This is a genomic window from Micromonospora sp. NPDC092111 (assembly GCF_044755745.1).
GTDB lineage: Bacteria > Actinomycetota > Actinomycetes > Mycobacteriales > Micromonosporaceae > Micromonospora.
On record NZ_JBIVRQ010000001.1, the window covers coordinates 618,130 to 632,640 of the forward strand.

Annotated in this window: 13 protein-coding genes; 9 read left to right on the top strand and 4 right to left on the bottom strand. The window is 69.7% G+C overall.

Going from position 1 to position 14,511, the window contains the following annotated elements; genetic code table 11:
* Positions 1-328: 328 nt before the first annotated feature.
* Positions 329-1,363: a hypothetical protein gene (locus ACIQG9_RS02510; protein ID WP_400397718.1), complete on the top strand. Its 1,035-nt coding sequence runs from the start codon at positions 329-331 to the stop codon at positions 1,361-1,363.
* A 207-nt stretch (positions 1,364-1,570) separates the two neighbouring features.
* Here ACIQG9_RS02510 and ACIQG9_RS02515 read toward each other — a convergent pair whose 3' ends face one another.
* Positions 1,571-2,107: an alpha/beta hydrolase gene (locus tag ACIQG9_RS02515; RefSeq protein ID WP_400397720.1), complete on the bottom strand. Its 537-nt coding sequence runs from the start codon at positions 2,105-2,107 to the stop codon at positions 1,571-1,573.
* A 139-nt stretch (positions 2,108-2,246) separates the two neighbouring features.
* Between ACIQG9_RS02515 and ACIQG9_RS02520 the strand changes: the two genes are divergently transcribed.
* Both ACIQG9_RS02520 and ACIQG9_RS02525 read left to right on the top strand, forming a co-directional pair.
* Positions 2,247-2,711 (top strand): Rrf2 family transcriptional regulator, encoded by a 465-nt coding sequence (locus ACIQG9_RS02520; protein WP_400397722.1) that lies wholly within the window; start codon positions 2,247-2,249, stop codon positions 2,709-2,711.
* Complete coding sequence (locus tag ACIQG9_RS02525) at positions 2,708-3,292, top strand: NIPSNAP family protein (protein WP_400397724.1); 585 nt, start codon at positions 2,708-2,710, stop codon at positions 3,290-3,292. Before ACIQG9_RS02520 ends, ACIQG9_RS02525 begins: the two co-directional genes overlap by 4 nt.
* Before the next feature lie 215 nt (positions 3,293-3,507).
* On the opposite strand, the gene ACIQG9_RS02530 is transcribed toward ACIQG9_RS02525, so the two are convergent.
* Complete coding sequence (locus ACIQG9_RS02530; RefSeq protein ID WP_400397726.1) at positions 3,508-3,948, bottom strand: hypothetical protein; 441 nt, start codon at positions 3,946-3,948, stop codon at positions 3,508-3,510.
* Between the two features lie 594 nt (positions 3,949-4,542).
* Between ACIQG9_RS02530 and rph the strand changes: the two genes are divergently transcribed.
* Together rph and ACIQG9_RS02540 are read left to right on the top strand one after the other, a co-directional pair.
* Positions 4,543-7,140, top strand: a complete 2,598-nt coding sequence (gene rph, locus ACIQG9_RS02535) for a rifamycin-inactivating phosphotransferase (RefSeq protein ID WP_400397728.1) — start codon at positions 4,543-4,545, stop codon at positions 7,138-7,140.
* A gap of 149 nt (positions 7,141-7,289) precedes the next feature.
* On the top strand, positions 7,290-7,787 hold the full coding sequence (locus ACIQG9_RS02540) for a DinB family protein (protein ID WP_400397730.1): 498 nt from the start codon (positions 7,290-7,292) through the stop codon (positions 7,785-7,787).
* 92 nt (positions 7,788-7,879) lie between these two features.
* On the opposite strand, the gene ACIQG9_RS02545 is transcribed toward ACIQG9_RS02540, so the two are convergent.
* Together ACIQG9_RS02545 and ACIQG9_RS02550 are read right to left on the bottom strand one after the other, a co-directional pair.
* Positions 7,880-8,428, bottom strand: coding sequence for a VanZ family protein (locus tag ACIQG9_RS02545; RefSeq protein ID WP_400397732.1), 549 nt, complete (start codon positions 8,426-8,428; stop codon positions 7,880-7,882).
* A 329-nt stretch (positions 8,429-8,757) separates the two neighbouring features.
* Positions 8,758-9,702, bottom strand: coding sequence for an acyltransferase domain-containing protein (locus ACIQG9_RS02550; protein WP_400397734.1), 945 nt, complete (start codon positions 9,700-9,702; stop codon positions 8,758-8,760).
* 287 nt (positions 9,703-9,989) lie between these two features.
* On the opposite strand from ACIQG9_RS02550, the gene ACIQG9_RS02555 reads away from it, so the two are divergent.
* From ACIQG9_RS02555 to ACIQG9_RS02570, 4 genes are all read left to right on the top strand, one after another.
* Positions 9,990-10,904, top strand: a complete 915-nt coding sequence (locus ACIQG9_RS02555) for an SDR family oxidoreductase (protein WP_400398762.1) — start codon at positions 9,990-9,992, stop codon at positions 10,902-10,904.
* Positions 10,905-11,651: 747 nt separating this feature from the next.
* The gene (locus ACIQG9_RS02560) at positions 11,652-13,031 is read left to right on the top strand and encodes an endo-1,4-beta-xylanase (RefSeq protein ID WP_400397736.1); all 1,380 of its coding nucleotides are present in this window, start codon (positions 11,652-11,654) and stop codon (positions 13,029-13,031) included.
* A 35-nt stretch (positions 13,032-13,066) separates the two neighbouring features.
* The gene (locus tag ACIQG9_RS02565; protein WP_400397737.1) at positions 13,067-14,068 is read left to right on the top strand and encodes a polysaccharide deacetylase family protein; all 1,002 of its coding nucleotides are present in this window, start codon (positions 13,067-13,069) and stop codon (positions 14,066-14,068) included.
* A 59-nt stretch (positions 14,069-14,127) separates the two neighbouring features.
* Positions 14,128-14,445: a MerR family transcriptional regulator gene (locus ACIQG9_RS02570; protein ID WP_400397738.1), complete on the top strand. Its 318-nt coding sequence runs from the start codon at positions 14,128-14,130 to the stop codon at positions 14,443-14,445.
* Positions 14,446-14,511: the final 66 nt, after the last annotated feature.

Here is a 14,511-nt window from a genome sequence, read left to right on the forward strand (position 1 = left end):
GCCGAACAGGATCCCCCGCCCGGTCACCCACCGTGCGGGCCGGCGCGAATTCCGGGGCGGCCGGCCGGGCCCGGGAGCGGGCGGAATCAGGTGGGCGTAAAGGAGCGCGCTGCGGCGCCGTTGATACAAAACGGCGCATGATTCTTTGGGTTCATGTTCCGCCGTATCCGGGAATTGCCACCTCCCCGGCAAATGCGGACGCCCATTAAGCAATCGACATTCTTGAGTGTTTCGCAGGGCGCGGGCATTGTCCTACAGTAATCGAGCCGGGTGGCCGAAACCATTCTTCGCCGCCTGACCACCACCGCCCACCGAAAGGGAATCAAGCATGCGAATCGCACGCACCCATCCACGTCCACGCACGGCGCGGCTGCTGTTCGGTGCCGTCCTGACCGCCGTCATGGCGTTCTCCGTGGGCGGCACCGCCGCAGCCGCCGTCGAGTCGGACAGCGGCAAATCCGTCAACGCCCGCACCGACGTATACATCCAGGACATCGCGAGCGACACCGGCCTCGAGCCGCACGGCGCCATCTACTCGTCGTTCTTCAACAGCCCGGACATCAAGATCTGCCCCACCGCGGTCGAGTGCGCGTCGAGCACGAATCCGGTCGTCGGTTCGACCAGCTACATCTTCGTGAACCTGCGCAACAACGGCCCCTACGGCTCCGGAATCGGCAACGGGACGCTGAAGGCGTACTACACCACCTCCGGCGGCGGCGCGAACTGGCCGGCGCACTGGACGCCGATCGGCTCGAAGCCGCTGGTGGTCGCCCCCGGGGTCACCACGACGTCGATCGCGTGGAACAACGTGCCCTCCATCGGGCACTTCTGCCTGCTGCTGCGCTGGGAGTCGCCGACCGACCCGATGCTGTTCGAGGGCACGTCGACGTCCATCAACACGCAGTACAACAACAACATCGCCTGGAAGAACGCCAACACCGTCCCGGCCGGGGGCGGCGGTGGGGTGATCGTCCGGCCGTACGCCCTGGCGAACGCCCTGGCGGTGCCGGCCCGGTACGACCTCGCGTTCCGGCCGGTGGGCGAGCCGGTGCCGGGCGCCCAGATCGTCGCCGACCTCGGCCCGGAACTGTTCCAACGCTGGCGGGCCGCGGGCGCGCCGGGTGAGGGCATCCGGGTCGTCGGCGAAAACTCGATCCAGATCGTCGACCCGTACAAGGCGCAGATCAAGGACCTGCTGATCAACCCGGACGAGCGTCCGGTGCTGTCGCTCAGCTTCGCGACCAGCCAGGTCCTGCAGAAGTCCTACCTGCTCCAGGTCGTCCAGGTCGGCCCGGTCAAGGAACTCGGGGAGAAGTACGACGTCGGCGGGGTGGACTACACCATCGAGCCGGCCAAGCGCTAACCAGGGGGGACGGTGGGCCGGACCGGGGAGGGCCTCCCCCGGTCCGGCCGCATCGGCGGGCCCTGGAGCCCGGTCCCGTCCACCCGGATCAGGCCCCTGCTGGACCTGCTGTAGCCAGTCCGCAACCCCGCATTCGACGCACCGTCCGGCCGAGCCGCGGGCAGCCGGTCAGGGTCCGGCGGGGCCGGTGCCGTCGCGCCGGCAGCGTCAGGGGATGAGCCGGTCGAGCAGTTCGAACCGCTCGTATGGCTGGTTGTGGTCGCCGAAGTGCCCGTCGTCGCGCACGATCTGGGTGCCGCCGAGTCGTTCGAACATGGCGCGTCCCTGTCGGTCGTCGCAGCCGTACGGATCCTCGCGGGAGTTGATGAAGTAGATGTCCCGCACGTACGACCGGATCGCGGCCCAGTCGTAGCTCTGCTGGAGGACCGGCTCCTCCTCGGTGTTGGGCCGGGTGCAGTAGCCGGCAACCAGGATGGCCTGGGCGACGGTTACCTCCACCTGTTCAAGGAGCGCGAGCAGGAGGGCCGCGCCGCCGGAGTGGCCCACGAGGACCGTGTTCCCGTCGAAGCTGTGCCCGTTCAGCACCTTCGGCAGGAACGTAGCGATCGGCTCGACGTTGATACCCGGGTGATGCGGCACCTCGACGGCGTATCCCCGGGCCGCGAGCCGCCCGGCCAGCCAGGGATACCAGCAGATGTCCGGGTTGCCGCCGGTCCCGTGGAAGATGATCGCGTTACGTCCCACCAGGCCCCCTTCGGATCGACGTCTTGATCAAACCACGCGATCCCGATGCGCCGCTGCGTGATTCCGTCCTGCCGGCCGACCTCCCTGCCGGTCACCCCGAAGGCCGATGGGTGCACCCGGGCAGCCGGACGTAACAGAGATGGTTGCTTTCGGGGCGCAGGTCGGCGAGACTGTCGAGGTGGCGGCCAACAGCAGGGTGACGATCGCGGCCCACGCCCTGGCGTGGCTGGAACTGGCCAGGCGGCGCGGTCGTGCGGTGCTCACCTCCGAAGAGGTGGCGGCCAGCGTCAACACGAACGCGGTCATCGTCCGGCGCAGCCTCGGTGACCTGCAGCGGGCCGGCCTGGTGACGGCACGCCGCGGCAACGGCGCCGGCTTCTCCCTCGCCCGGCCGGCAACGGAGATCACGTTGCTGGACGTCTGGGTCGCCGTCTCGCCGGAGCCGCTACTCGCCCTGCACCACTCCGAGCCGAACCTGGAGTGCCCGGTCGGACGCGGAATCCGTCCGGTGCTCGCCGACCTGTACGACGAAGCGACCGACACGTTCCGGGCGGCGCTGGCGCGCTGGACCGTCACCGACGTCCTGGAGAGGATCCTGGCATGATCGTCGAACTGCGCCGTTACACCCTGCGTGAGGGACGCCGCGACGAGCTGATCGACCTGTTCGACCGCGAGTTCGTGGAGACCCAGGAGGAACTGGGGATGGCCGTGCTGGGCCAGTTCCGCGACCTCGACCGGCCCGACCAGTTCGTGTGGCTACGCGGATTCACCGACATGCGATCGCGCCGGACCGGCCTCACCGCCTTCTACTCCGGCCCGGTGTGGGCGGAGCACGGACCAGCGGCGAACGCGACGATGCTCGACTCGGACGATGTACTGCTGCTCCGTGAGATCGTCGCGGTGCCGGTATTCGACCGCGGCACCGCCGATCCCGAGTCGGTCCTGCACGCGACGATCTGGTACTGGTCCGGCCGGTTCCCCGACCCCACCGAGAGCGGGAACGAGACCCTGGCCGTGCTGAGGACCGAGTACGCCGCGAACGACTTCCCCAGGCTGCCGGTCCGTGACGAGGAGCACGCGCTGGTCTGGCTCACCCGGTCCCCCCTACCGGCAGACGTCCCAGCGCAGGTGGTGAAGATCGAAAACCTCCGCCTCCGCCCCACCCGCCGCTCCAGCCTGCACTGATCAACGCGACGGCGGGGGGCGTCGATGCCGCTGGGTACGCGCGATCCGCCCGCTGCCGTCGACGCGCTGCGAGCGGCGGGGTGCCGTGGGCTGGCGAGCAGCGCTGGTGGTGGCCCCGGCGAGCTGCCCCTCGACCAGCGCCAACGCCGCCCCGCCGACCCCGCTCGGGTCCGGGCCGCCCCGGTCGGCGGCGGCCCGCCGACCAGGGCCACCGATCAGCGGCGGCCGGCGGCCAGGGCGACGAGGTACTGTCCACCGCCCGCGTCGACGCTCGCGGTCACCGGCAGTCCGGGCACCAGCCGGGAGAACCGGTCGACCAGCCAGTCCGCCGCCTCCTGGGCGTCCTTCCTGCTCGGACAGCGGGCGACCAACTCGCGGCCACCCTTGCGTTCGAGTCGCTCGGCGACGGCGATCAGCGGCGCGGGCTCCACCACGTGCAGCCGCTCCGGCCAGGCGACGACCACCTTGACCGCGCCCTTGCGGCTGTTGCAGGCGCGGTGCGCGAGTCGCTCGACGGCCTTGGCCTTCCGGTCGGCGGTGCGACTGTCGACGCTGGGACCACGCGCGTCGTTCACCGACATGTCGGCATCGACCGGCTCGTCGCACACCCAGCACCGCCAACTGTCACGCCTCGCGACGTCATCGAGAAGACTCATCCAAGCAAACTAGCCCGTCAGCCCCCGGCCGACGACAGCCCCAACCGTGCGGCGGGCGCCACCAGTCCGAAAAGGGGTGCGGGGCATCGCTCTCCCGCGCCGTCCGCCGACCGGCCCGCCCGACCGGCGCGACCAGGTAGGCGACCCACGTGCCGTCCGGCGACAGCGCCAATGCGTGCGGAACACGACCGTCAACCACCGACTCCGCGGTGAGTTGTGAACGGGCCACCGGGGCGCAGTACCGATCAACCGCCACGGCGGACGACAAAAAGCGAAGGCAGGAAGATCGCACTCCCTGCCACTCCTAACGTATAGCGCACCGGGGGGCTTGCCGCAAGACCCGGGTCTTGCCGCAGAATCGGCGGCCGGACCCCGCACCGACGGGGAATGGGGGTACGACGTGGGCATGTTGTCGACGTACGGGGGCCACGGCGACCTCGAACCGCGCACGCGCGACGCGGAGATGCGGGGGTGCACGCCGCCCGACCGGGCACAGCGGGCGCCGACCCGGCAGAGGAAGGCCAATCAGACGTCAGGCGGACAACGTCACCAAGCAGACCGGCAGGGGAGCACGGCTGCCGCGAAGGGGTCGCAATGATCGAGCCGTACGTGTTGGATCTTCAAGAGGTTGACGACACCCAGGTCGCGGCCGTGGGCGGCAAGGCCGCGCACCTGGGCGGGCTGTCGCGGATCGACGGCGTCCGCGTACCGGCTGGGTTCTGCGTGACGACGGCCGCATTCCGGCGGATCATGGTGGAAGCGCCGTCGATCGGCGAGCGGCTCGACCACCTTCTGCGCCTGGACCCGGATGACCGGACGGCGATCCGCACGGTCAGCGCGGAGATCCGCCGGACCATCGAAGGGATCGCCATCCCGGACGATCTGGCTGCGGCGATCACCCGCGCGGTCGGCCAACTCGGCGAGCACGCCGCCTACGCCGTGCGATCCAGCGCGACGGCAGAGGACATGCCGACGGCCTCCTTCGCCGGCCAGCAGGACACGTACCTGAACGTCGTGGGACCGGCGGCGATCCTCCAGCAGGTCAGTCGGTGCTGGGCGTCGCTGTTCACCGAGCGGGCCGTGACCTACCGCCGGCGGAACGGCCTCGACCACCGTACGGTCCACATGGCCGTGGTCGTGCAGCAGATGGTCTTCCCGGACGCGGCCGGCATCCTGTTCACGGCCGACCCCGTCACGGGCAACCGGAAGGTCGCCACCGTGGACGCCAGCTTCGGTCTCGGCGAGGCCCTGGTCTCCGGCCTGGTGAACCCGGACGTCTTCACCGTGCGCGACGGCGAGGTCGTCGCCAAGGCGGTCGCCGTCAAACAGCGTGCCGTGCACGCCCTGCCGGCGGGCGGGACGCGGGAGGTGACGATCGACCCGCAGCGGCAGGAGCAGCCGGCGCTGACGGATGCGCAGGTCGTGCGGCTGGTGCAGCTCGGACGGCGGATCGAGGCGCAGTTCGGCCGCCCGCAGGACATCGAATGGTGCCTGGTCGACAATGACTTCCAGATCGTGCAGAGCCGGCCGATCACCACGCTGTTCCCCATCCCCGCGACCCCCGACCGGGACAACCACGTCTACCTCTCCGTCGGTCACCAGCAGATGATGACCGACCCGATGAGGCCACTGGGGCTGTCCGTGTGGCGGCTGACGGCCATGGCGCCGATGCACGAGGCCGGCGGGAGGCTGTTCGTCGACGTCACCCGGCACCTGGCCTCGCCCGTGGGCCGCGCCGGCCTCCTGGAGCTGGTGGGCAGGTCAGATCCGCTGACCAGGGACGCGCTGGAGACCGTCCTCGACCGTCAGGACTTCGTCCCGGCGCTCCCGGACGCTGGTCCCGGCGGGCCGCCGGTCGGCGGCGCGTCCGCCCCGATCGAGACGGATCCGGCCATCGTCACCGAGCTGATCGAGCGCTGCCAGGCGTCCATCGCCGCCCTCCGGCGCGACATCCGGACGAAGACCGGACCGGCGCTGCTCGACTTCCTGCTCGAAGCCTTCGAGGAGCACAAGCGGGTCCTCGGTGATCCATTGAGCATGCAGGCGATCATGGCCGGGATGGAGGCCACCTGGTGGCTCAACGACCGGCTGCGGGAATGGCTGGGCGAGAAGAACGCGGCCGACACCCTCACGCTGTCCGCCCCCGGTAACGTCACCTCGGAGATGGGGCTGGCGCTGCTCGACGTCGCGGACGTGATCCGCCCGCATCCGGAGGTGGTGGCGTTCCTGCAGGGCGTCGAGCACGACGGCTTCCTGGACGAGCTGCCGAGGTTCGCGGGCGGGACCGAGGCGCGCGACGCCATCGAGGCATACCTCGACCGGTACGGCATGCGCTGCGTCGGCGAGATCGACATCACGAGGCCGCGGTGGAGCGAGCGCCCCAGCACGCTCGTGTCCGTGATCCTCGACAACGTCCGGAACTTCGAGCCGGGCGCCGCCACCCGGCGCTTCGAGCAGGGGCGGCAGGAGGCGCAGAAGAAGGCGCAGGAGGTGCTCGAACGCCTGCGGGCACTGCCGGACGGGGAGCAGAAGGCCGACGAGACCAAGCGGATGATCGACCGGGTCCGGACCTTCATCGGCTACCGGGAGTACCCGAAGTACGGCATCGTCAGCCGCTACTTCGTCTACCGGCGGGCGTTGCTCGACGAGGCCGAGCGCCTCGTGCGGGCCAACGTGCTCGCCGAGAAGGAGGACGTCTTCTACCTCACGTTCCAGGAGCTCCACGACGTCGTGCGCTCGCACCGGGTGGACGGCGAGCTGATCCAGCAACGCAGGGACGCGTTCCGGTCGTACCAGGCGCTCACCCCGCCCCGGGTGCTGACATCGGATGGCGAGGTCATCACCGGGGCGTACCGACGTGACGACGCGCCGACCGGCGCCCTGATCGGCCTACCGGTGTCCGCCGGGACCATCGAGGGGCGCGCCCGCGTCATCCTGGACATGGCCCAGGCTGATCTCGAACCGGGTGACATCCTCGTCACGGCCCACACGGACCCGAGCTGGACGCCCCTCTTCGTCGCCATCGCCGGCCTGGTGACGGAGGTCGGAGGGTTGATGACACACGGCGCAGTGATCGCCCGGGAGTACGGCCTGCCGGCGGTCGTCAGCGTGGTGGACGCCACCCGGTTGATCCCCGACGGGCAGCGGATCCGCGTGCACGGAAGCGACGGGTACGTCGAGATCCTGCCCTGACCGGCCACGCACCGGCAAGGCCCGGCTGCCCCGCCATGCACACCGTCACCAGCTTGACCGGCACGTCCAGCGCGGCCACGGCGGCCAGGCTGGTGATGTCCTCCACCGGGCGGGCGTGTCCGCCAGCGACGGTCTGGAATGCTCTACCCATGCCCTCCTACCCGCCCACCTTCGCCGACCAGGTCGTCGCACAGCCACTTCGTGCCCAGTTCGAGGCGTTCCTCGACGAGCATCGCGGCGCGCTCAACGGCTGCTTGGACGGGCTGACGGAGGAACAGGTACGCCGCCCGTTGGTGGCCTCCCGGACCACGCTGCTGGGTCTCGTGAAGCACGCGACCTTCGTCGAGAAGGTCTGGTTCGACGAAGCCGTCACGGGCCGGTCGCGCGCCGAGATCGGCATCCCCGAGATCTCAGACGAGTCGTTCATCCTCGATGACGGCGACACGATCGCCACCGTCCAGCACGCGCACCGCGAAGCCTGCGCGGCATCACGCCATGCGACGTCGTCCCTGGGGCTGGACGACATCCTCCCCGGGCACCGGCGGGGCCCGCTTCCGCTGCGGTGGGTGTACCTCCACGTGCTGCGCGAACTCGCCCAGCACTGCGGGCACGCCGACATCCTCCGGGAGCAGCTCGTCAACGAGTAGTGCGCGGACGTCCGCTCAGGCCACGAGGCGTACGGGTGCTTCGTGCTGATCCACCACGAAGCACCCGTCGCGTCCGGCCCTGACCCGCAGTGTCAGCGTCCCGCCACCGGGGCCGGTCGAGGTCGATCTGCCGATGCTCTGGCCGTAGCGCGCCACCAGCGACGCGACGCCAACGCGGCCAACCCGGCGCCGGCGGTGTTGAGCAGCACGTCGTCCACGGACGACACCCGGTCCAGCCGCAGGACGTACTGCGCGGTCTCGACCAGGACCGAGCAGCCCGCCGCGAGCGCCAGGATCCGCGGCACCGACGCCAGCGCCGCGAACCGGACCGGGCCGAGGAACCCGAGCGCCGCGAACACCAGCAGGTTGCCGACGACCTGGACCGTCACCGTCAGCGGCCCGCCGGCGAAGATCGTGAGCAGATCCCGCAGCGGTACCAGACTCACCCGACCGGGCACGGCGCCGGCCTGGCCGCCCGGCAACATGATCATCCATACCCACGGCACCGTCCCGTAGACGATACCGACCTCGGCCAGCGACATCCGCCACGCCGGCGTGGTGCCGGTGACACTGCGACGGCGTGCCAGCACCCATACCGCCAACGCGGCCAACGGCAGTAGGGCCACCGTGATGAGCGCCACGCCATTGAACGTACCGAACCAGCCGTGCCACCCCTTGAACATGCCACCTCCGCTTCCGTACGACCGCGAAACCCACCCGAGCCGCCCTTGCCCGGCCACTGGCCGTTCTCCGTCGCGTTGCCGCGGCGACGCCGGCGGAGCTTTCGCTGATGCGGGTGTCCGCTGCGGCGGAAAGGTCGGGCGGCGCGGTTCATCGCCGCGTGGCTGACCTGCGCTTCGCGCCAGAGGTCGTTCCTGGTCGGTTTGTCGTCGGTATGTTACGGGCTCCCCGACCGGCTACGCGCCGGCCCCGACCGCCACGATCCGCGAGACGGCCCCTTCGGGTGTGGCTACATCGGGAAACGGCCGCGCCGCCAGTGCCAGTGGCGGCCGGCCCTCAGGTGGTCGACGATCGCGCGCTGGAGCACGGTGCGCCGGGGTAGTTGGTCGAGCGGTGTGGTCAGGGTGCGGAACACGAACCGCAGCACCTCGACGTCGGCGTCCAGCCCGTCCGGTTCCTCGTAGGGTTCCAGCTCGAACCTCTGCTGGAACCGGACGATGTGGGAGTCCTCGGGCAGGTACTCCCGTAGCTGCGGGTCGAGCAGCCACGAGCCGCAGGCGAACGCCGTGTAGCGCTCGTCGGGAAAGTGGCGCGGGAAGAACGCACGGGCCTCGTCGAGCGACGCCGCGATCGCCTCCGGGGTGATCGGCCCCGACTCGGGGACGTGCAGGTCGATGGCGGTGCCGCCGCGCTGGTGCTGTAGCCGGCCCAGCTCGTAGAGGCCGCCACGCGCGTGCAGCGTCAGCCAGCTCTGCATGACCGGCCAACCCTCGCGGTGCATCCGCCGGTCGATCGCGAGGTTGCGGCCCAGGTCCGCGAGGGTCACCCAGGACACGGCATCGGCGATGCCGTGGTCGCGGTGGTACCCCGTGACAACGTCGACCAGGGCCAGGTACGCGTACACGTAGAGGTGCCGCCAGGCGGGGCCCCGTTCGCGCGGCAGCTCCGGACCGGGCGACAGCCAGCCGTGGCCGCCGAGATCGGCGCGGACCAGGGCGATCGAGCGGTCGAGCAGCCAGCACAGCTCCGGAGTCCACAGCGGGGAGTCGGGGTCGGGCCAGCCCGCCATGATCTCGGCGGCGTCGTCCGGCCGGACCGCGAGCCGGTCGAGGATCGCAGGCGCGTCGGCCCTGGCGGGCAGCGGAGCCGACGGCCGGTCACCGGCGAGCCGGTGCACGCGGTCGACGTCCTCGACGGGCACCCCGAGCCGGGCGGCGGTGTCCTCCAGGTCCACCCGGACGACCCTACCGACCGGTGGGGCGGCAGCGACAGCCCCGAACCCCCGATGCCCACCCCGGACCGGCTGGTACGCCCAGTGCGGCGCGCTCCCGGCCGGTTCCGCGGATCCGACCGGCCGGCGACACCGGCCGCCTCGATCACCTCCGATCCGCCCGGACCAGCGACGGGGTCACGGACGAGTGGGTTCGCCCACGACGTACGGATGGCCTGTCAGCGGCTGTTGCGCGGAAACTCCGAGAAAAGGTGACATGCGTCGTCAGGTTTCTCTGTCAGGGTCGTGTCATGGATCATGATCTGGCAGAAAAGGTCGCTGTGGTGGCCGGGGCGACACGCGGTGCTGGTCGGCAGATCGCGGCGCAGTTGGGGGCTCGCGGGGCGACGGTGTACGTCACCGGTCGCAGTACCCGACAGCAACGTTCGGAGATGGATCGTCCGGAGACGATTGAGGAGACCGCGGAGCTGGTCACCGCGGCGGGAGGCACCGGCGTCGCCGTTCAGGTCGATCACCTCGTCCCGGAGCAGGTGCGTGCGTTGGTCGAACGCGTCGACTCCGAACGGGGCCGCTTGGACATCCTGGTCAACAACATCTGGGGTGCGGAGTCGTTGTTCAGCTGGGATCAGAAGCTGTGGGAGCACTCCTTGGACACCGGCCTGCGCATTCTGCGGCTGGCGGTCGACACCCACATCGTCACGAGCCACTTCGCGTTGCCGTTGCTCAATCGCCGGCCGGGCGGGCTGGTGATCGAGATGACCGACGGCACCGCCGAGTACAACAGCACCAACTACCGGCTGTCGTTCTTCTACGACCTGGCCAAGACCTCCGTACTGCGGATGGCCTACGCGCAGGCCAAGGAGGTGGCCGCGTTCGGCGGCACCGCGGTGGCTCTGACGCCGGGGTGGATGCGCTCGGAGATCATGCTGGAGCACTTCGGTGTCACCGAGGCCAACTGGCGGGACGCCACGGCCACCGAACCCCACTTCGCGATCTCGGAGAGTCCCGCCTTCGTCGGTCGGGCGGCTGCCGCGCTTGCCGCCGACCCTGACCTCGCTCGATGGAACGGGCAGTCGCTGTCCAGCGGCCAACTGGCCCAGGTCTACGGCTTCACCGATCTCGACGGCAGCCGTCCGGACTGCTGGCGATACCTGGTCGAAGTCCAGGACGCCGGCAAGCCGGCGGACGTCACCGGGTACCGCTGACACACGCCGGCCAGCCGTTGCGCGGCGGCGCCCAGCCGCTCGCGCGACGGCTCCGGCACCAGCACCTCGGACATCCGGCCCCTCGTGCTGACCGGCGGCACGGCAATCTCCGCCCGAACACCCGCCGGCCGGGCCCGCGCACACAGCCGGTCAGCCGGTCCACTGGAAGCCGCTCAATCTCACCACGCGCCACCCGCCGACCCGACCGCAACGCCATACACCCACAGTCGTGAGACATAGCTCCACGTCAACCTCACATAGCTCCACCACAGCACTGCTCTCGCCGCCTTCCGTCTTGTTGCGCGGCTGATGGAGCCTGACGTGGAGCCTGACGTGGAGCCAACCGCGAGGCAGGCGGGAGACGTGGCCGGCGGCTGCGCCTGGACTGAGCGAATCCTTGTCCTGGACGGTGCCTTGCGGGCGGGCGACGGGAACCGACCCAGGCATGGTCGACGCATCCGACAGAGTTTCGGCCTGCTCGTAAATTTGATGAACTGACAACTTTCCACTATTAACCGAGTTTCCGGAAATTCAAGTTCGTCACTGCTATTGACCGGCTGGATACAGCGTCGTAACGTGCGCTTCATCACTCCGAAAGTGTCCGAGAGGTCTTCGGAAGTTTCGGCCATCCGACGACCAGACGAGCTCCGACCACTCCTTTGGCCATTGCCGAGGAGAAGTCCGCGGCACCCATCCCCATGCAGAAGATCGCAGTCCCCCGGACCCGGATTCTCAGGAGGCACCCGCATGAGTGACCGATCCACCGGCGCGGCCACGTGGCCGAGGCTGAAGCGACCCGCACTTGTCGTCGCCGCAGTCGGCCTGCTGTTCGCGGCAGGCGTCGTCGCCCTGCCCGGCACGGCCGGCGCCGCCACCACCCTCGGCGCGTCCGCAGCCGCACGCGACGGCCGGTTCTTCGGCACCGCCGTCGCCGCGGGCAAGCTGAGCGACTCGGCCTACACGACCATCCTCGACCGCGAGTTCAACGCGGTCACGCCCGAGAACGAAATGAAGATCGACGCCACCGAGCCGCAGCAGAACCAGTTCAGCTACGCCAACGCGGACCGGATCGTCGCGCACGCCCGCGGCCTGGGCATGCAGGTACGCGGTCACACCCTGGCCTGGCACTCACAGCAGCCCGGCTGGATGCAGAACATGTCCGGCAGCGCCCTGCGCCAGGCCATGCTCAACCACGTCACCCAGGTCGCCACCCACTTCCGCGGCCAGGTCGCCTGGTGGGACGTGGTGAACGAGGCCTTTGCCGACGGCAGTAGCGGCGCCCGCCGCGATTCCAACCTCCAGCGCACCGGTAACGACTGGATCGAGGCCGCGTTCACCGCCGCCCGCGCCGCGGACCCGAACGCCAAGCTCTGCTACAACGACTACAACACCGACAACTGGACCGCGGCGAAGACGCAGGCCGTGTACCGGATGGTCCAGGACTTCAAGAACCGCGGCGTACCGATCGACTGTGTCGGCCTCCAGTCGCACTTCACCGGCGGCTCGAGCTACCCGAGCAACTACCGCACCACGCTGTCCAGCTTCGCCGCCCTGGGCGTCGACGTGCACATCACGGAACTCGACATCACCAACGCGCCCGCCACGGCGTACACCAGCGTGACCAACGACTGTCTTGCGGTGGCCCGGTGCCGGGGCATCACGGTGTGGGGCATCCGGGACTCCGACTCGTGGCGGTCCGGCGAAAGCCCGCTGCTCTTCACCAGCAGCGGCGGGAAGAAGGCGGCGTACACCTCGGTGCTGACCGCCTTGAACAACGGCGCGCCGCCCACCGGCCCGACGACCCCGCCGACCACCCCGCCCACCGTTCCGCCGACGACCCCGCCCGGCGGGGGTAGCTGCACCGCCTCGATCACCCCCGGCACCGTCTGGGCCGACCGCTACAACACCACCGTCACCGTCACCGGCTCCACCACCTGGACCGTGACCATCGACATCACCGCACCACAGAAGGTCTCCACCACCTGGAACGGCACCTTCACCTGGAGCAACAACGGCAACACCATGACCATCAAACCCAACGGCAGCGGCAACACCTTCGGCTTCACCACCATGACCAACGGCAACACCACCGCCCGACCACGCATCACCGCCTGCACCACGAGCTGACCCCGCTACGTCGAGAACGAACAGGAGTGCGACACATGCGAACACTGTGGAAGTACACCGCGGTCGCCGGACTGGCCGTCATCGCGGCCGCGACCTTCATCAACGTCAGCGCCGTCCCGTCCGAGGCCGCCACCTGCAACGGATACGTCGGGCTGACCTTCGACGACGGGCCGACGGCGGGCAACACCCAGAACCTGCTGTCGGCGCTGCGCGCCAACGGTCTGCGGGCCACCATGTTCAACCAGGGGCAGTACGCGGCGGCGAACCCCTCGCTGGTCCGGGCACAGGTCGATGCCGGCATGTGGGTGGGCAACCACAGCTACACCCACCCGCACCTGACCCAGCAGAGCCAGGCGACGATCGACTCGGAGATCGCCCGCACCCAGACCGCCATCGCCAACGCGGGCGGCGGCACACCGAAACTGTTCCGGCCGCCCTACGGCGAGACCAATGCGACGCTGAAGTCGGTCGAGCAGAAGTACGGCCTGACCGAGATCATCTGGGACGTCGACTCGCAGGACTGGAACAACGCCAGCACCGACGCGATCGTGGCCGCCAACGCCCGGCTGACCAACGGGCAGGTCATCCTCATGCACGACTGGCCGGCCAACACCGTGGCCGCCATCCCGCGGATCGCCCAGGGCCTGGCCAGCCGAAACCTGTGCGCCGGCATGATCTCCCCGTCGACCGGCCGGGCCGTCGCACCCAACGGTGCGACCCCCACCCCGCCGACCACCCCACCGACCACCCCGCCCGGCGGCGGTAGCTGCACCGCCTCGATCACCCCCGGCACCGTCTGGGCCGACCGCTACAACACCACCGTCACCGTCACCGGCTCCACCACCTGGACCGTGACCATCGACATCACCGCACCACAGAAGGTCTCCACCACCTGGAACGGCACCTTCACCTGGAGCAACAACGGCAACACCATGACCATCAAACCCAACGGCAGCGGCAACACCTTCGGCTTCACCACCATGACCAACGGCAACACCACCGCCCGACCACGCATCACCGGCTGCACACCAGCCTGACCTACCCACCCCCACCAGTCCCGGGGCGAGGCGGCCACCAGCCGCCCGCCCCGGCGGCCGTGATCGTCGATACCCTCAACCCGAAGGTCGGCCTGCTCACGGACATCGACTGCACCAGCGGCGGCAAGCGGATCTTCTCCGAGAATGATCTCGAATGGCTCGGCCTGATGCGCTGTCTGCGCGACACGGGAATGCCGATCGCCCAGATGTGTCGCTTCGCCGAACTCGCCCGCGCCGGTGCCGGCACGGTCGCCGAGCGGACCGCACTGCTTGAGGAGCACGCCCGCAGTGTCGAGGCGCAACTCGAGCTCCTCCTCCGCCAGCAACGCAACCTGCACGGAAAGATCGCCTTCTACCGACGCGACTGCACATCGTGAAGGGACACGGGACAGCCGACCAACCTGCCGTCGCCGTCTCCCCGGCCACCACCGGCTGAGGATCTC